At 42.3% G+C, this 17,029-nt stretch carries 15 protein-coding genes; 11 read left to right on the top strand and 4 right to left on the bottom strand.

Annotated elements, in window-relative coordinates; translation table 11 throughout:
• Positions 1-416: 416 nt before the first annotated feature.
• Together H6571_01190 and H6571_01185 are read right to left on the bottom strand one after the other, a co-directional pair.
• Complete coding sequence (locus tag H6571_01190) at positions 417-1,364, bottom strand: magnesium transporter CorA family protein (GenBank protein ID MCB9322330.1); 948 nt, start codon at positions 1,362-1,364, stop codon at positions 417-419.
• A gap of 187 nt (positions 1,365-1,551) precedes the next feature.
• Entirely contained in the window at positions 1,552-2,847 is a 1,296-nt protein-coding gene (locus H6571_01185; protein ID MCB9322329.1) for an ABC transporter permease, read from the bottom strand.
• 305 nt (positions 2,848-3,152) lie between these two features.
• On the opposite strand from H6571_01185, the gene H6571_01180 reads away from it, so the two are divergent.
• Positions 3,153-4,283, top strand: a complete 1,131-nt coding sequence (locus H6571_01180) for an acyl-CoA desaturase (protein MCB9322328.1) — start codon at positions 3,153-3,155, stop codon at positions 4,281-4,283.
• Between the two features lie 145 nt (positions 4,284-4,428).
• Positions 4,429-5,703, top strand: coding sequence for a tyrosine--tRNA ligase (locus H6571_01175; GenBank protein ID MCB9322327.1), 1,275 nt, complete (start codon positions 4,429-4,431; stop codon positions 5,701-5,703).
• Here H6571_01175 and H6571_01170 read toward each other — a convergent pair.
• Positions 5,700-6,242, bottom strand: coding sequence for an NAD(P)H-dependent oxidoreductase (locus H6571_01170; protein MCB9322326.1), 543 nt, complete (start codon positions 6,240-6,242; stop codon positions 5,700-5,702). The two genes, H6571_01175 and H6571_01170, sit on opposite strands and share 4 nt — an antisense overlap.
• 252 nt (positions 6,243-6,494) lie before the next feature.
• Here H6571_01170 and H6571_01165 point away from each other — a divergent pair, with 252 nt between their 5' ends.
• The 9 genes from H6571_01165 (at position 6,495) to ilvN (ending at position 15,597) form a co-directional block, all read left to right on the top strand.
• The gene (locus H6571_01165) at positions 6,495-7,175 is read left to right on the top strand and encodes a metal-dependent hydrolase (GenBank protein ID MCB9322325.1); all 681 of its coding nucleotides are present in this window, start codon (positions 6,495-6,497) and stop codon (positions 7,173-7,175) included.
• 100 nt (positions 7,176-7,275) lie between these two features.
• Positions 7,276-8,061 carry a ParA family protein gene (locus H6571_01160; GenBank protein ID MCB9322324.1) on the top strand — a complete coding sequence of 262 codons (786 nt, stop codon included), beginning with the start codon at positions 7,276-7,278 and terminating at the stop codon, positions 8,059-8,061.
• Positions 8,062-8,103: 42 nt separating this feature from the next.
• Positions 8,104-9,069 (top strand): ParB/RepB/Spo0J family partition protein, encoded by a 966-nt coding sequence (locus tag H6571_01155; GenBank protein ID MCB9322323.1) that lies wholly within the window; start codon positions 8,104-8,106, stop codon positions 9,067-9,069.
• Positions 9,070-9,133: 64 nt separating this feature from the next.
• On the top strand, positions 9,134-9,718 hold the full coding sequence (locus H6571_01150) for a hypothetical protein (GenBank protein MCB9322322.1): 585 nt from the start codon (positions 9,134-9,136) through the stop codon (positions 9,716-9,718).
• Between the two features lie 45 nt (positions 9,719-9,763).
• On the top strand, positions 9,764-10,471 hold the full coding sequence (locus H6571_01145) for a hypothetical protein (GenBank protein MCB9322321.1): 708 nt from the start codon (positions 9,764-9,766) through the stop codon (positions 10,469-10,471).
• A gap of 84 nt (positions 10,472-10,555) precedes the next feature.
• Positions 10,556-11,254, top strand: a complete 699-nt coding sequence (locus tag H6571_01140; protein MCB9322320.1) for an acyloxyacyl hydrolase — start codon at positions 10,556-10,558, stop codon at positions 11,252-11,254.
• Positions 11,255-11,536: 282 nt separating this feature from the next.
• Positions 11,537-13,213 (top strand): dihydroxy-acid dehydratase, encoded by a 1,677-nt coding sequence (gene ilvD / locus H6571_01135; GenBank protein MCB9322319.1) that lies wholly within the window; start codon positions 11,537-11,539, stop codon positions 13,211-13,213.
• Positions 13,214-13,276: 63 nt separating this feature from the next.
• A complete protein-coding gene (ilvB, locus tag H6571_01130; GenBank protein MCB9322318.1) occupies positions 13,277-14,983 on the top strand; it encodes a biosynthetic-type acetolactate synthase large subunit in 1,707 nt (568 codons plus the stop codon).
• 77 nt (positions 14,984-15,060) lie between these two features.
• Positions 15,061-15,597 (top strand): acetolactate synthase small subunit, encoded by a 537-nt coding sequence (gene ilvN / locus H6571_01125; protein MCB9322317.1) that lies wholly within the window; start codon positions 15,061-15,063, stop codon positions 15,595-15,597.
• Between the two features lie 73 nt (positions 15,598-15,670).
• On the opposite strand, the gene H6571_01120 is transcribed toward ilvN, so the two are convergent.
• Entirely contained in the window at positions 15,671-16,951 is a 1,281-nt protein-coding gene (locus H6571_01120; GenBank protein ID MCB9322316.1) for a cystathionine gamma-synthase family protein, read from the bottom strand.
• Positions 16,952-17,029: the final 78 nt, after the last annotated feature.

Below are 17,029 nucleotides of genomic sequence, written 5' to 3'. Positions count from 1 at the left end.
CTTTGCCATTGCAAAAAACAACAGCTATTTTGAAAATGGGCGAAACAAAAATAAAGGTAGGCAATACGTGTTAAAATTCTCGGCTCATTTACGGAACGGTTATTCCTGTTAGGATAAGTAAAAAAGGTAGACCATTTACATGGACTACCTTTTATTGTCTGCCCTAAACTTAACAGACAGTTAATTGTGTATCAGTAAGTTTGAATCTAATAAAAGCTATTAGATAACTTGACCACTAAGATAAAAAACATTAAAAAATCATCTTAATAAAGTTATCCACATTTTGTGAACCCAAAACACAAGTACTTATAAATGAAGTCTTTAAGTTTAACATTTTTTTATCCACATATGTGGATAACTCTCAAGAAATGAAAAATAAGCCCGAAAAACAAATACATAAGGAAATTGGAAGACATTTAAAAAAGTCGTTTCCGCTGGAAATACCAGGCAAGGAGTGCACTGACTAAAATGGATCCGATGAGAATATACAGCAGCATATTGGGATCTTTTTCATTCGGCAAAGGAACGTTCATTCCGTAAAAACTCGCCAAAAGGGTTGGAACCATCAAAATAATGGTGATCGTGGTTAATCTCCTGATGGTAATGTTCAAATTATTGGAAATAATGGACCCATAAGCTTCCATGGTTCCATGCAAAATATTAGTATAAACGTTAGACATTTCGAGGGCCTGGCTGTTGTCAACAATGATGTCTTCAAAAAGATCAGCTTTTTCCTCGTCTTCCCTGATGTTGAGAAAATCAGTTCGTTTCATTTTTAGCTTCAGCAGTTCGTTTGAACTCAGGGAATTAACGAAATACACCAAACTCTTTTCTATGCTAAGCAATTGTTTTAATTCCTTGTTCCTGCTTGAATCGGATAATTCATTCTCGATGAGGTTCCGTTTGAGATTTAATTTTTTCAGGCAAGTCAAAAAACGATAAACGTTTTGTTCCATGATCTGAAGAGCGAAAAGTGCCTCATCTTCCGGATCAAAATGTTTGACTCGTCCATCCAGGAATCGTTGCAAAACAGGACTCTGGTGGGCCGATATGGTAATCAAGTGATCAATGGTGAAAATAATGCCTATAGGAACGGTGGTATAAATGGATTCATTTTCGCCCTCCAGTTCATTGAGAATCGGGGTGTTAAAAAGAATCAATCGGGTCTCATCTTCACGTTCATAGCGGGACCGCTCGTCAATATCCAGCGAGTCAGTAAGGAAATCCAATGGAACCTCAAATTGAATGGCCACATTTTCGAGCTCTTCCTGAGTAAAAGGCGGACTAATATTTATCCAGCAGGAAACTTCTGGAGTTTCCAGTTCTTTTAATCTTCCATCCTCTTTTATATAATAGCGAATCATAATCTGTAAATTCAGTATTAAGCTTTCAACTATTTGGCCTGATCTACCGTGAATAGCTCCTTTGCGAAACGATATTGGCTGGATTTTATAAATACTCAAAACAAAATCCCTACAAACTTACAACTTGCCGGCGCAATACCCAAATCCTTTTTCGATTAACAGGGCATTCAAAATAAAATACCTGTACTTACTTAAACCGAATGGCCTTAACAGGGCTGATTCGGGTAATCAGGTAAGAAGGAATAATTAATGCGAGAACCGTTACCACCAGTGTCCCCGCATTTAGAAACAGGACGGCCAGCCAATTGATGTCAACAGGAGCAACACTGAGATAATAATTTTCTTCAGACAACTTTATAAACCCAAAAGTATCCTGCAAAAAACAAAGTCCAAGCCCTAGAAGATTACCCCAAAATAATCCCGCCAAAACGATATAACCTGCATAATACAAAAATATTTTCCTGACGGTCCAGTTTGTACTCCCCAGCGCTTTCAATATCCCGATCATATTGGTCCGCTCAAGGATCAGGATCAATAAGGCTGTAATCATATTAATTATCGCCACCACAAGCATGAGAGCGATAATAACCACTTCGTTGATATCCTGGAGGTCGAGCCAATCAAAAACCTCGCTGAATTTTTCACTTATTTTTTCGGCATACAAAGTGGGTGGCAATATATCGTAATAAACATAATTGGTAATAACGTCCAGGTCTTCAATATCATCCAGAAAAACTTCAAATCCGCTGATCTCATCTTCCTTCCAATCAGACAATTGCTGCACCTGCCTGATATCCACCAGTGCAAATTTCTGGTCGTATTCCTCAAGCCCTGTTTTGTAAATTCCGCAAATGGTAAAGCGTCGTTTCCTTTGCTCATTTTTTTCAGGGAAATGAATGGTAAATTTATCCCCAACGCCAACTTTTAGCCTGTTTGCCGTTTGCCTTGATATCAGTATTTCATTCGACATAACCGAATCCTGCAGATTCAAAACCGTGCCCTCTTTGATATAACTTAGAATAAACTTCCAGTCAAAATCCTGATCCACTCCCTTCAGGATAATGCCCTCGATTTCTTCATTCGCCTGTATGATCCCCGGTTTAACGGCAAAAACCTGGACATGCCTGATGCCTTCCCTGCTCTTCTTCTCCACGGTTATTTCCTTACCTCTCCATTCTTCGTAATCAAAATAAGAAACCTGCCTTATCGTATCCATTGAAGGGTAAAAATCCTGGTATTTACTGATTGGTTTGGCTTCAAGAATGGAACGACTCACTCCCGAATCTGAAATGTGAATATGTCCCCAGAATCCGAATATTTTACTGCTTATTTCTTTTTTAAACCCTGCGATCAAAGCAGTGGAAGCAATCATCACGGTTACGCTGAGCGCAACCGTGATCACCGCAAACCTGATAATCAGCCTTGAAAAAGATTGTTGCCCGAAACGTGCGACCTTCCTTGTGATAAAATAAGCAAAATTCATAAAAATTCTTTAAGATCGTAAAAGTAGGAAATTCCAACAAAGAAAAAGAGAATGATAAACAATTCGCAAACTTAGTTGTTTAAGTTTTCATCCTGACCACAATAAATATCCTTTCCCTAAATTTTTTAACCTTGCCAATCTATTGGCCGGTGTGATTCACATCAGTTAATAATCGATTGATTTACAAGCATTAAATATAGTCCGGTGGTGAAAATTTCAGCATTATGAAAAAAGAAAAAAGAAGTAAAGTCATTCTTTTTTTAATAATTAGCCTATTTTCACACCCATAACAAACAAAAGCTACTATGCAGCAATCAAAAAAAGTAAAATATTCAAAGGAATTTTCCTCTGATTTTATCAATACAGCCAAGGAGAGAGTCAGGGCGTATTTCAATGAGAATAATATTTCCCGATACGGCAATACCCAGATGTATATCAAGACTGTTGCAATGGTCTTAATCTACCTGGCTCCGTATTTTCTCATCCTAAGCGGGTTGATTACCAATGCCTGGATCATTTTTGCCTTGTACCTTGTCATGGGAGTGGGTATGGCAGGAGTTGGATTCTCTGTCATGCATGATGCCAACCACAATTCCTATTCAAAAAACAAAACCGTCAACAAATACCTCGGATTGATCATCAACCTCCTTGGAGGCAATGCGCTCAATTGGAAAATACAACACAATGTCCTTCACCACACCTACACTAATGTTGAAGGACTTGATGAAGACATAAAAACGGTAAGTATTCTCCGTTTCTCCCCTCACCAAAAACACCACAAGATCCATAAGTTCCAGTATTTATATGCCTGGTTTTTTTACGGCTTAATGACGATCATGTGGTCAACGACCAAAGATTTCAAACAATTGAAGCGGTATCGTATAAAAGGCTTACTGAATCAATTTGAAAAGACTCAATTTTCGACCCTGTTCGTGAAAGTTTTACTCGCAAAAGTAGTTTACCTTGGCATGTTTCTCGTCCTTCCCATGATCATGTTACCTTTTTCATGGTGGCTGACCCTGGCCTTCTTTTTTAGCATGCATTTTGTGGCAGGACTCATTTTGGCCAGTGTTTTCCAGCCGGCACACGTCATGCCGACCTCAGAATTTCCATTACCCAACGAAAACGGCATTATTGAAAACAACTGGGCGGTACACCAGATGTACACGACCACCAATTTTGCCCCGAATAATAAGATTCTCTCGTGGTTTATCGGCGGATTGAATTACCAGATAGAGCATCATTTGTTCCCCCATGTCTGCCATATACACTATTCCAAAATCAATAAGATCATAGAAAAAACAGCCCTGGAATATGGCTTGCCCTATAATTCTGAAAAGACATTCCGCTCGGCATTAATCAGCCACGCCAGGATGCTGAAACAACTTGGCGCCACAGCAGATCTGGGCTGGCGCGGATCACTCAGGATCGACTAAAAAAACTAAGTCATAAAAAATACGGCAGGCGGATGAGTTTACACTCATTCGCCTGTTTTTTTAAGGGCAAAACTTTAATTTTGCCGGGTACTTTTAGCTTTAAAAATTAAATTCCCATACATTTGCGGTTCAAAAATTTAAAAACATGAATTTTATCGAAGAATTGGAATGGAGAGGTATGTTGCACGATGCCACTCCCGGTACAAAGGAAGCACTCAATGAAGGCATGATGACTGGTTATATAGGTTTCGATCCTACAGCCCCTTCTATGACGATTGGGAATTATGTGCAAATCATGTTGCTTAAATTTTTTCAGCTGTCAGGCCACAAACCCATTGTTTTGATGGGTGGGGCTACTGGAAGGATTGGGGATCCCTCCGGAAAAGATGAGGAAAGACAACTCAAGTCATACGACGAACTCGATGGAAACCTCGAATTTCAAAAAAAACAGGTGTATAAATTCCTGGAATTTGAAAAAGGAGAAAACAAGGCTGAGATCGTCAACAACCTTGATTTTTACAAAAATATGAACGTACTGGATTTCCTGCGCGATGTAGGCAAAACCCTGACGGTAAACTATATGATGTCAAAGGATTCTGTCAAAAACCGGCTCGAAACGGGTTTGTCTTTTACGGAATTCAGCTACCAACTGCTCCAGGCCTACGATTTTCAGTGCCTTTACAAAGAATACGGATGTAAAGTACAAATGGGAGGATCGGATCAATGGGGTAACATCACTTCCGGTACGGAATTTATACGCCGTAATCTACAGGAAAAAGCTTATGCCGCCACTACCCCACTGCTGACCAAGGCCGACGGGAAAAAATTTGGAAAATCCGAGCAGGGCAACCTGTGGCTCGACCCCAAATTGACTTCTCCTTACCAGTTCTACCAGTTCTGGATTAATGCAGACGACGCCGACCTGCCAAAGTTTTTCCGCTATTTCAGTCTCAAATCACGCGAAGAAATTGAAGGAATGGAAGCCGAGTACGCCAATGATCCTCAGACACTGAAACGCATTTTGGCGGAAGAACTGACGGTACGCATTCATTCCAGGGAGGATTATGAATCGGTTTTGAAAGTTACGGAACTCCTGTTTAATAAAAATGCTGACCAGGCATTTTTAACCAGCCTTACTCCTGCTGAACTGGAAACAGTGGGACAGGAAATTCCCCGGTTTCAGATTGCCAAAGATGAATTCAATAAGGGTGTAAATATCGTAAACCTCTTAGCCGGACTGACGTCCGTGGTAAGTTCCAATGGCGATGCACGCCGGGCCATCCAGGGCAATGCCATTTCAGTGAACAAGGAGAAAATCACCAACCATGAGGAAGAAGTGCCTGCATCTCAATTGCTGCACGGACGATTTCTTATGGTAGAAAACGGGAAGAAAAATAAATTCCTGGTAGAGGTGGTCTAAAATTCCACAAACTCGGCTATATGTTTGCGAATGGTTTTGATCGTGGCTTCATCAACCACGTTACCATTTTTATCAATCAGGCCCGAAACGCTTGAGTAAGGCATCCTGTTGGGCAGGGTGATGGCTCCCATATGGTTGAGAGCGTCGGCCAGATGGTCCATACCTCTGAGATTACCGGCACGGCCTGTCGCCACCCCTACGAGAGCCACTTTTTTTTGCTTGAAATTGGAATCATAATTCCTGACGGAACAAGCATCTAAAAACAATTTTACAATACCGGGATAACTGCCATTGTATTCAGGGGTGATAAATACAAATTTATTTGCTGCGGTAATATACTTATCCTGCAAGCCAGCGAGACTCTCCGACTGCTGATGTTCAGAATACATGGCCTCATGCATCCAGTCAAAAGGCATTTCGGACATGTCGAGAAGCACGATTTCCTCTTCTGTCATTTCCTTCAAAATTTCCACGTACTTTTTCGCAAAGGCCAGCGTCCTGTTGTATTCCCTGTTCGAACCCGATACTACTGTAATCATTTTTTGATCATTTTTTTCCTACATGAATAGAACAATTAATAAAAGTCGATTAGTTCATTATTGTTCAATATAAATCCTTAAAGGGCGAATTTTTTGTTAAATTTGGCGGCAAAGATAAGGTTTAGGTAAATTTAACCACCTTATCTCATCATTTTCGTCTTTACAGATTTTACACCAAAAGGAATTTCTTACGGTTTAAGCAACCGATCACAGCCTTTTGACGAAAACTATTAACCTGAAAAATAATAGATCATGAAAATCACTTATTACGGTCACGCTTGTTTTGGCGTAGAAATGAATGGAAAAAATTTACTTTTTGATCCATTCATTTCCGGCAATGCCCTTGCAAAAAATATTGATATAGAAAAAATACCTGCCGATTACATCCTGATTTCTCACGGTCACGGAGATCATGTAGCGGAAGTAGAGTCTATCGGAAAAAGAACAGGGGCCAAAGTGATCTCCAATTTTGAAATTGTTTCCTGGTTTGAACAAAAAGGCCTTAGCGGGCATCCCATGAATCACGGCGGGAAATGGAATTTTGATTTCGGAACTGTAAAATATGTTAATGCCATTCACTCCAGTGCGCTTCCCGATGGTACTTATGGCGGTAATCCAGGCGGGTTTGTCCTATGGAATGAAAACCATTGCTTTTATTTTGCCGGGGATACGGCCCTCACGATGGATATGAAACTCATTCCGATGGGCTGTCCCAAACTTGATTTCGCCATTTTACCCATCGGAGATAATTTCACGATGGATTATAACGAAGCATCCCATGCCGCAGACTTTATTGAGTGCAAAAAAATCGTGGGTTGCCATTACGATACCTTTGGTTATATCATGATCGACCATGATGCGGCAAAAAAAGCTTTTGAAGATACCGGAAAAGAATTAATTTTGCTGCCGGTTGGCGAAAGCATAGGATTATAGCTCGGTAAATTTAATAAATCCGCCGCATTTCAAACCGCCAAATCAAAACCATCACATTTATAGTAATTCATAACCAGTAATTCATAATTAAAAGAACACCATGGGAAAAGTAGTGACGATCGCCAACCAAAAAGGAGGCGTCGGTAAAACAACCACCGCCATCAATTTGGCTGCCAGTCTGGCCGTATTGGAAAAAAAGGTACTGCTCATCGACGCAGATCCACAGGCAAATGCTTCCTCTGGTGTTGGGGCTATTGAAGAAGACGTAGACACCAATATTTATGATTGCCTCATCAACGGGCTTGATCCGACGGAAGCTATATACGAAACCGACACCCCTAATTTGCATATCATTCCTTCCAGCATTAACCTCGTTGGCGCAGAAATTGAATTGGCCGGCATGCAGCACCGCGAATTTGTGCTTCGCGGTGTCGTGGAGCAGGTAAAAGATGATTACGATTATATTTTCATCGATTGTTTACCCTCCCTTGGTTTGATCACGCTAAACGCGCTCACCGCTGCGGATTCCGTTTTAGTTCCCGTGCAATGTGAGTTTTTTGCCCTCGAAGGGTTGGCCAAACTGAGAGACAGCATCGCCCTGGTCCAAAAACAATTGAACCCGAAACTGACCATTGAGGGTATCCTGCTCTCTATGTATGATAAAAGGCTCAGACTGGCCAATGTCATCGTGGCCGAGATCAGGGATATTTTCGGTGACCTCGTGTATGATACTATCGTGCACAGAAACTCTAAAATAGGGGAAGCCCCTAATATGCACATGCCGGCCATTATGATCAACGCCGGCTCGCAGGGAAGCATCAACTTCCTCAATCTTGCCATGGAATTCCTGGAAAAAAACCAGGATACAGTCAAAGCAAACTTATAATTCCCCATCAATCAGTATATAAAACCAGTAAAAACCTTTAGGATGGCAAAAAAAATAAGTAGTAAGAACCCAACAAAAGTAAGCAAAGATCAACTCAGATCAAGTATTCAGAGCCGATTTGCAGGAACGGGCAGTGGAGGGGGTATTCATGCCATTATCCCCAAAAACATCGACGAAGAGATTGAGCGGGATCCGGAAAAGATTGTCAAGGAATTTTCCCAGCATTTTGCCATGATCCCGCTCAAAGAAATCGAACCCAACCCGGGGCAGCCACGAAAAGATTTTGATCCTGAGGCACTCGAAGAACTCGCTGCCTCCATTCAGGTTCATGGCCTCATTCAACCGATTACCGTCAGAAGGTTCAATGACCACGAATTCCAGATCATCTCCGGGGAAAGACGCTACAGGGCATCTCAAATTGCCGGACTCGAAGAGGTGCCTGCATACATTCGTATCGCCAACGACCAGACCATCCTGGAAATGGCACTTATCGAAAATATTCAACGGCAGGATCTTAACCCCTTTGAAGTTGCTGTCAGTTATTACCGCCTTAAAGAAGAATGTAATCTTACTGACCTTGAGCTCTCCAAACGTGTAGGCAAAAAAAGAAGCACCATCACCAATTATTTAAGATTGTTGGATCTGCACATCGAAGTAATTGAGGCTTTGAAAAAAGGGGAGTTGTCTATGGGCCATGCCCGCGCCATAGCCGGAATTCAGGATAAATTGTTGCAAAAACAGCTACTGGATAAAATTCTGAACAACAAACTCTCAGTACGCGATGCTGAAAAAGAAGCCAAGAAATTTTCCGTGGCCACCAAAAAGGTAAAAGCAAATCTTGACGCCGGCCAGGACTATAAAGCAGTGCTGGATGATTTTAAAGCCTTTTTCGGAACGATCAAAGTGAAGATCGAACTGACCGACAAAGAGAAGGGCGGCGGGCGGATCGTGATCGCTTTTACAGATACGGATGAACTCAATGAGTATTTTAAGCGGGTGGAGCAGTAAATGGTTTTAAGGGTTAAAGATCCGTCGAACGCAACCAAAATATCGGTCTGATCGTTGAACTACTATGAAAAAACTAATCCTTTTTGTTTTTCTTGTGGGTTTTTTGTGCCAGGGCTTTGGGCAGCAGTTGGATAGCCTGGCTATTAAGCCAGAAAAAGAGCCTGATTTAAAACTGGAAAAAACCACCCGGTCTTCGGAATGGCCCAATCCGAACAAAGCGATACTGTTTGCCATCATTCCCGGTGGTGGCCAGATTTACAACAAAAGATGGTGGAAATTGCCCCTGGTTTACGGAGCCATCGCAGGAGGTATTTGGGTCATTGATTACAATCGCGGTTTTTACATCAGGTTCAGAGATGCCCTAAACCTTTCCCGGGAGGGGTTGCCCCACGAATTTTCTGAATTGGGATTCACCAGCACCACTTTAAAAATCAAAAGAGATCTTGCCAACAAATACATGCAGCAGGCCTTTCTGGCTACTTTTGCCATTTATGTACTTCAGGGTACCGAAGCTTTCGTGGATGCGCACCTGCGCAATTTTGATATCGATGAAGATCTTGGCTTTAACATAACCCCAAACGTTGATTTTCTACCAGAAATAAACCAGCCAATTGTCGGCTTAAGCTTAACCATTCCAATAAGCCGGTAAAAATTTCGTTTAATAATTTTCCGATAGAAAAAAGCATGAAACTCCATGAATAAAGTATTAAGCCTGTTTTTCCTCTTTTGTGCACTCACCTCATTTGGACAGAGTTTTGATTGGGGAATCAGCCTTCACCCGAATTTTTCCAATAGAAGACTGATCGCTATTGGTAATTTTTCAGAACAGGATATCGTTACAATTGACAGTATGGAAACGGCTCGTCCTTCCTACTCCTGTGGTGTTTTCGCCAACTGGCAAAGTGAAAAAATTGGCTTGTATCTCGGATTAAACTATATGAGTACCGGATACCGAAGCATCAAAAATTTCATCTTACCGGACGACCCACTCTCACAGAACTATACCTACCAGCGATTTGTTTATCAGAATAAAAACATCGAAATCCCGATAGTCCTGCAATTCATTCAGCGACCCAATGATAAAAATGCCATATACTTCAACCTGGGAACCGCGTTGAGTTACAACCTTCAAAATACTGAAAAAAGCATTTTTTATTCAGGAGAATCAAAAACAAACGGAGAGACCATTATTCTGGACGGGGACAATTTCAGGAAGGTTAATTTTGCCTTTCAAACCGGAATGGGATGGAAACGATCCTTTGAGAGCGGACTGGCCATTACGCTCGAGCCCGTTTTCGTCATGTGGATCAAAGGCATCCTGAAAGACGGTGAGCTCAACAGGAGCATTTATTCCCTCGGCCTCCGAACGAGCATTTCCCTGGGCGGATATGATATGTATTAATTGGAAAACCATTGGAGGTAATTCTAATGATCGTGTAAAACCCAAATTATTTTATTCGTTTTTTTTGAACTAAAAACAAAGCAAATGCAAAAAACAATCATTTCCCTGTCAATAGTTATATTTTCTATCTCCACTTCTTTTGCTCAATTCGGAATTAACGGCGGTTACCATTTTAATGATGCAGAAAAATGGAAAATAGTGAACGGCGACAATACCAACGATGTTATTCACGATTTTTATGAAAATAATATTGGCTTTGGTATTGATTATTGGTTCCGCTTGCCAAATAAAAGGATTGAATTTACGCCTGAACTGAATTACCAGAATAATAAAAATAGTTATCAATACGATCCGCTGAAATATGAATTGAGCTCCACCACAATCAGCTTTTTCGCCAATACCAATTTTTATGTCTTTGATTTAAAAGGCGACTGTCACTGTCCTACTTTTTCCAAAAAAGGCCCCGAGTTACAGAAAGGGTTATTTTTGCGTATTTCTCCCGGGGTTAGTTATTTTTCAAGCAATATCCAGTCAACAGGAATCGAAAGCAAAGGGGAAGCTTTCGCTTTCAGCATCGGCGCCGGCGCCGGAATAGACTTCGGGATATCAGAATTTGTGACCATTACCCCCATTGCGATGTTTCGCTACTACCCTACTCTTGACTGGAAAGATATTTCCACCGTCGACATAGGAATCAAAGAATGGAATTACCCGGAAGACGAAACCAGTCTAAAGCAAATCTACCTGGGGCTGAGGTTAGGTTTTCGTTTCGACTACCAGTAATCCTTTACTTCTCGTCGAAATTCCGTAACAAAAGAGCCTGCCATATCGCGCTTATGACCTAATGGACAATACTTTTGATTCATCTTGTAGGCGGAACCTGTTTAAACCATTAATTATCAATATTTTAAGGATAAATACACTGCATTTTACATCGTAACTTCAGCATATTTTACCCTGAAAACAAAATCCTGTAATGATACCTTTGTTCTTTTACATCTGAGGATTGAGACCGGTCATTGCCTTCCTCTCAGCCTTGTTAATGTATAAACAACCACAGTATCAATGGAATTAAACAAATACAGCAAAAGAATTACCCAGGACGACAGCCAACCGGCCGCGCATGCCATGTTGTTTGGGATTGGTTTTACAGAAGATGATTTTAATAAAGCCCAAGTAGGCATAGTCAGTACCGGATGGGAAGGCAATACCTGTAATATGCACCTTAATGGACTTGCGGAATCTGTAAAACAAGGTGTCCTGCAGAGTGATCTAATTGGCCTAATATTTCATACCATTGGAGTGAGTGATGGCATATCTATGGGAACCTCCGGGATGCGTTTTTCCCTGCCTTCAAGAGATATCATTGCGGATTCCATTGAAACTGTGGCTTCCGCCCAATGGTATGACGGAATAATTGCCGTAGTTGGCTGTGATAAAAATATGCCGGGAGCCATGATGGCCATTGGCCGACTCAACCGCCCGGCAATCCTTGTTTACGGAGGTACCATTAGCCCGGGCTGTCATAATGATCAGAAACTGGATATCGTTTCCGCCTTTGAGGCTCTGGGGCAAAAAATAGCGGGCTCCATCAATGAAGAAGACTACAAAGGAGTTGTAAGAAACGCCTGCCCAGGCCCGGGAGCTTGTGGCGGAATGTATACAGCCAATACGATGGCCTCTGCCATTGAAGCGCTGGGTATGAGTCTTCCTTACAACTCCTCCTACCCTGCCACCAGCCCGGAAAAGCAAATTGATTGCCTCAATACAGGGACCGCCATCAGAAACCTGCTGGAAAAGGATATCAAACCCCGCGACATCATGACCAGGGAGGCTTTTGAGAATGCCATCACGGTCGTTATGGTGCTCGGAGGTTCAACCAATGCTGTATTACATCTCATCGCCATGGCAAAATCAGTAGGAGTGGATATTTCTATACAGGATTTTCAGCGCATAAGCGATAAAACTCCTTTCCTTGCCGATTTGAAACCGAGCGGAAAATATGTAATGGAAGACCTTTATAACGTAGGCGGGGTACCTGCCGTGATGAAAATGTTACTCGAAGCAGGATACCTGCATGGTGATTGTATGACGGTAACCGGAAAAACGGTAGCTGAAAACCTCAGCCAGGTACAGCCATTAAAAGAAGGCCAGGACATAATCCATTCCTTTGAAGATCCCATTAAAGAAACCGGCCACCTTCAGATCCTTTTTGGCAATCTTGCCATGGAGGGTGCTGTAGCCAAAATTACCGGAAAAGAAGGAGAATTATTTACCGGCCCCGCTCATGTTTTCAATGGAGAAGATGAGGTGAACGAAGCCATCAGCCAAAAGAAAATAAAAGCAGGAGAAGTCATCGTTATCCGTTACTGTGGCCCACGCGGCGCACCAGGTATGCCTGAAATGCTCAAGCCCACCTCCGCCCTCATGGGTGAAGGGCTGGGCGATAAAGTCGCTCTTATTACTGACGGAAGGTTTTCGGGGGGAACTCACGGATTTGTAGTAGGACATATTACCCCGGAAGCACAAAATGGAGGATTGATCGCCCTGATTGAAAATGGAGATCAGATTACCATTGACGCCAAAAACAATAAAATTGAAGCGGATTTGAGCGAACAGGAAATTGAAAAGAGACGCAAAAACTGGATCACCCCGGCCATCAATGCAACCGGCGGTTTGTTGAGAAAGTACGCTATGACCGTTTCATCAGCCAGTGAAGGATGCGTGACCGATGAAATTTAATTTCGTGAGAACAAAAAACATATTAGTTGCCTTTTAAAAGGCCAAAACAAATAAGCACAACACATGGAAAAGATCACAGGAGCAGAAGCCGTCTTGAAATGCCTGGTGGAAGAAGGCATAGACACCGTTTTCGGGTATCCGGGAGGTGCGATCATGCCTATTTACGATGAGTTGTATCACTATACCGACAGGATCAGACACATCCTGCCAAGGCATGAGCAGGGAGCTATCCATGCTGCGGAAGGTTATGCCCGCGCAAGCCGAAAAACGGCTGTTTGTATGGCTACTTCAGGTCCTGGCGCCATGAACCTGATTACCGGACTGGGAGATGCATTACTTGATTCTACCCCTCTAGTATGCATCACAGGGCAGGTATTTCAAAAACTATTGGGTTCGGATGCCTTCCAGGAAATGGATGTCATCAATTGTACCATGCCTGTGACTAAATGGAACTACCAGGTGACTAACGCAGACGAAATCCCTGCGGTGTTTGCCAAAGCTTTCCGTATTGCCAATTCAGGAAGACCCGGGCCTGTGGTGATTGACATTACAAAAAACGCTCAGATAGATAAAATGGAATTCCATTATGAACCGGATCCGGTCATCAGGAGTTACCACCCCAAGCCTTCCCCGGATTTAAATGACCTCACCCATGCTGCCAAACTGATCAACCAGGCTGAACGCCCCATGATCCTCGCCGGACACGGTATTCATATCGCTCATGCCCAGGAAGTATTCAAGGATTTTGTAGAAAAAACCGGCATCCCGGTTGGATCCACTATCCATGGACTGGGGGCTATTTCCTCTGACCATCCCCTTTTCGTGGGCATGCTCGGCATGCATGGCAATTACGGAGCCAATATTAACCAAAACCACAGTGATCTTATCATTGCCATTGGTATGCGATTTGACGATAGGGTTACTGGGAATCTTGAAAAATACATCAAACAAGCGAAAGTCATTCACATAGAAATTGACAAGTCGGAAATTAATAAAAACGTACATGCAGACGTGGCCATCCATGCAGATGCCAAACAGGCCCTTGAACAATTATTACCCATGGTCGATCAAAAGACTTACCCCGCATGGATGAAAACGTTTGCAGATTTCATGGCTGAAGAAGATGAAAAGGTGATTCAAAAAGATACCAAACCTTCCAAAACCGATAAGATCAGGATGGGAATGGTGGTCAAGAGAATTTCCGATGTCACCAAAGGTCAGGCAATCGTGGTGACAGATGTGGGTCAGCACCAGATGTATGCGGCAAGGTACTATTCGTACCTCGGTCCAAACCAATGGGTAAGTTCAGGCGGTGCAGGAACAATGGGCTTTGGACTACCTGCTGCTTTCGGTGCCAAAGTAGCCGTTCCCGACAAGGAGGTGGTCGCCTTTATCGGTGACGGAGGATTCCAGATGACGATACAGGAACTCGGCATGTGCAGCCAATGGGACGTAGCAGTGAAAATCGTATTACTGGACAACAACTACCTCGGAATGGTTCGCCAATGGCAACAGTTATTTTTCGACAAAAGGTATTCTTCGGTCGCCTTGACAAATCCCGATTTTGTAATGATCGCCAATGGTTTCGGAGTGCCCGGACGCAGTATTGACAAACCTGAAGAACTCAATGAGGCCATTACCGAAATGCTCGCTCATAAAGGCCCATACCTGTTACATGTAAGGGTTGAACAAGAGGATAATGTGTTCCCCATGGTTCCTACCGGTGCTGGTGTAGATGAGATTATCCTGACTTCCGATCAATTGGGTTAATCATACCGTTCAGGTTTTTTATTATCGAATTAAATAAAGATCATTTATACCCAAACAGATTATCAAAAAAATAGAAAATGGAGGAAAAAAAATATACGATAACCGTTTTTACAGAAAACCAGACAGGTTTACTGGCCAGGGTAGTTTCAGTTTTTAGCCGCAGACATATCGGCATTATGAGCCTTACCACCTCCAAGTCATCCATGCCGGATATCCACCGATTTACCATTGTTATTATGGTGGACGAAATAATGGTAAAAAAACTGGTGGCCCAGTTGGAGAAACAAATAGATGTGCTCAAGGCGTTTTATTACGAACCTGATGAGATCGTCTACCAGGAGATTGCTTTGTACAAAGTGCCCACGGAAGTTTTTATGAACGGAAATTCTGTTGAAAGAATGATCAGGGCTCACAATGCACGGGTACTGGTAATTGAACCCCAATACGTGGTGATCGAAAAAACAGGCCATCCGGATGAAACAGAAGCACTGCTGGATGAGTTTAAAAAGATCGGAATCTACGAATTCGTTCGGTCAGGAAGAGTTGCCGTTGCCAAACCTATGGAAAAACTCAATGAATATTTGCAGGAATTAAAAAAAGCCCAGGGAATCTGACCGATGGCTACCCGATACTCGATACTCACTGCCGGTAAAAAACCAGCAACGAGTATCGAGGAGCAACAAGTAACTAATATTCAGTTCCCACCAGCATAGGAACTTTATCTAAAGCTTCTCTGATATCGGTGATCAGGTCATCTGCATTTTCAATGCCGACAGAGATCCTTACCAATTTTCCTGTAATAAAAAGTTTGTTTTTCACTTCATCCTCCATCTCTGAGTGTGTCATGGTGGCGGGATGTTCTGCCAGTGATTCTGTACTGCCAAGACTGACGGCCAGTTTCATCAATTGCAGGTTATTAAGAAAAATGAAAGCTTCTTTTTCGCCCCCTACTACATCAAAGGCCAGCATCGATCCCGCTGAACTACACTGACGCTTAAAAATTTGATACGATTTAGGATCTTCTTCTTTGAGAAAACCAATGTAATATACCTTTTCTACCTTAGGATGATTCCTGAGAAAATCAGCTACCTTTTTAGCATTTTCGGCCTGTTTCTCCATCCTGATCTTAAGGGTTTCCAAACTTCTTAACATCAACCAGCTGGTGTATGGAGAAGCCATATTACCCAGGAAGGTACGCAATGTTTTTACCCGACGCATCAGGTCTCTGCTTCCAAGTACAGCCCCGGCAATCAGGTCACTGTGTCCGGCGATAAATTTGGTGGCAGAATAAATAACCAGATCAGCCCCGACTTGCAAAGGGTGTTGCCATAACGGACCAAGATAGGTGTTGTCAACCCCCAAAATTACTTGTCTTTCCTTAGTGGACAACGCATCAGCCATTTCCCGCAATCCCCCAATATCAACGAGGTGATTGGTAGGATTTGCCGGAGTTTCCACGTAAATCATCTTCAACTTATCTGCCAGCCCATCAGCAATTAGTTGTTGTTTTACGTCTTCGAGGTCATCCCAGGCATGGAACGCAACTACCGTGACATGCATGGAAACCAATATATGCTCGATAAAATGAACCGTTCCTCCATATAAGGGCTTGTTATAGAGCAATACATCACCAGGTCTTAAAAACTCGAGTAAAACCGTAGAAATGGCCGCCATCCCGCTATCAAAAACCGCACAATCATCTGCTTTATCCCACAAACAAAGTCGGTTTTCCAAAATTTCCATATTGGGATTGTTCAGGCGGCTGTATATCAGACCAACTTCTTCGCCCTTCCTTTGTTCACGTTTCCCTAATGCCACCTCAAAAAAAGCTTTTCCTTCTTCTGCGGTCTTAAAACAATAAGTGGACGTCTGAAAAACCGGAACTTTAATCGCCCCCTCAGACAATTCAGGTTTATAACCATAAGACATCATCAGACTTTCAGGTTGAAATTTTTTACGCTTATCCATATCTTTTTTCTATAAAATTACTATATTTTAAATTTTAAATCTACAATTTACAATCAAGCAGTTTTTATTTCTTATTAT

This window comes from Lewinellaceae bacterium (genome assembly GCA_020636105.1).
Classification (GTDB): Bacteria; Bacteroidota; Bacteroidia; order Chitinophagales; family Saprospiraceae; genus BCD1.
Note: the sequence above shows the minus strand (reverse complement) of the source record. Positions and strands in the feature narration are given on the sequence as shown.

Coding starts and splice junctions, on each gene's coding strand:
- H6571_01145 (MCB9322321.1), top strand. CDS start 9,764: ATGAATAAAGTATTAAGCCTGTTTTTCCTCTTTTGTGCACTCACCTCA.
- ilvB (MCB9322318.1), top strand. CDS start 13,277: ATGGAAAAGATCACAGGAGCAGAAGCCGTCTTGAAATGCCTGGTGGAA.
- H6571_01190 (MCB9322330.1), bottom strand. CDS start 1,364: ATGATTCGCTATTATATAAAAGAGGATGGAAGATTAAAAGAACTGGAA.
- H6571_01140 (MCB9322320.1), top strand. CDS start 10,556: ATGCAAAAAACAATCATTTCCCTGTCAATAGTTATATTTTCTATCTCC.
- H6571_01155 (MCB9322323.1), top strand. CDS start 8,104: ATGGCAAAAAAAATAAGTAGTAAGAACCCAACAAAAGTAAGCAAAGAT.
- ilvN (MCB9322317.1), top strand. CDS start 15,061: ATGGAGGAAAAAAAATATACGATAACCGTTTTTACAGAAAACCAGACA.
- H6571_01180 (MCB9322328.1), top strand. CDS start 3,153: ATGCAGCAATCAAAAAAAGTAAAATATTCAAAGGAATTTTCCTCTGAT.
- H6571_01165 (MCB9322325.1), top strand. CDS start 6,495: ATGAAAATCACTTATTACGGTCACGCTTGTTTTGGCGTAGAAATGAAT.
- H6571_01185 (MCB9322329.1), bottom strand. CDS start 2,847: ATGAATTTTGCTTATTTTATCACAAGGAAGGTCGCACGTTTCGGGCAA.
- H6571_01150 (MCB9322322.1), top strand. CDS start 9,134: ATGAAAAAACTAATCCTTTTTGTTTTTCTTGTGGGTTTTTTGTGCCAG.
- H6571_01120 (MCB9322316.1), bottom strand. CDS start 16,951: ATGGATAAGCGTAAAAAATTTCAACCTGAAAGTCTGATGATGTCTTAT.
- H6571_01170 (MCB9322326.1), bottom strand. CDS start 6,242: ATGATTACAGTAGTATCGGGTTCGAACAGGGAATACAACAGGACGCTG.
- H6571_01175 (MCB9322327.1), top strand. CDS start 4,429: ATGAATTTTATCGAAGAATTGGAATGGAGAGGTATGTTGCACGATGCC.
- H6571_01160 (MCB9322324.1), top strand. CDS start 7,276: ATGGGAAAAGTAGTGACGATCGCCAACCAAAAAGGAGGCGTCGGTAAA.
- ilvD (MCB9322319.1), top strand. CDS start 11,537: ATGGAATTAAACAAATACAGCAAAAGAATTACCCAGGACGACAGCCAA.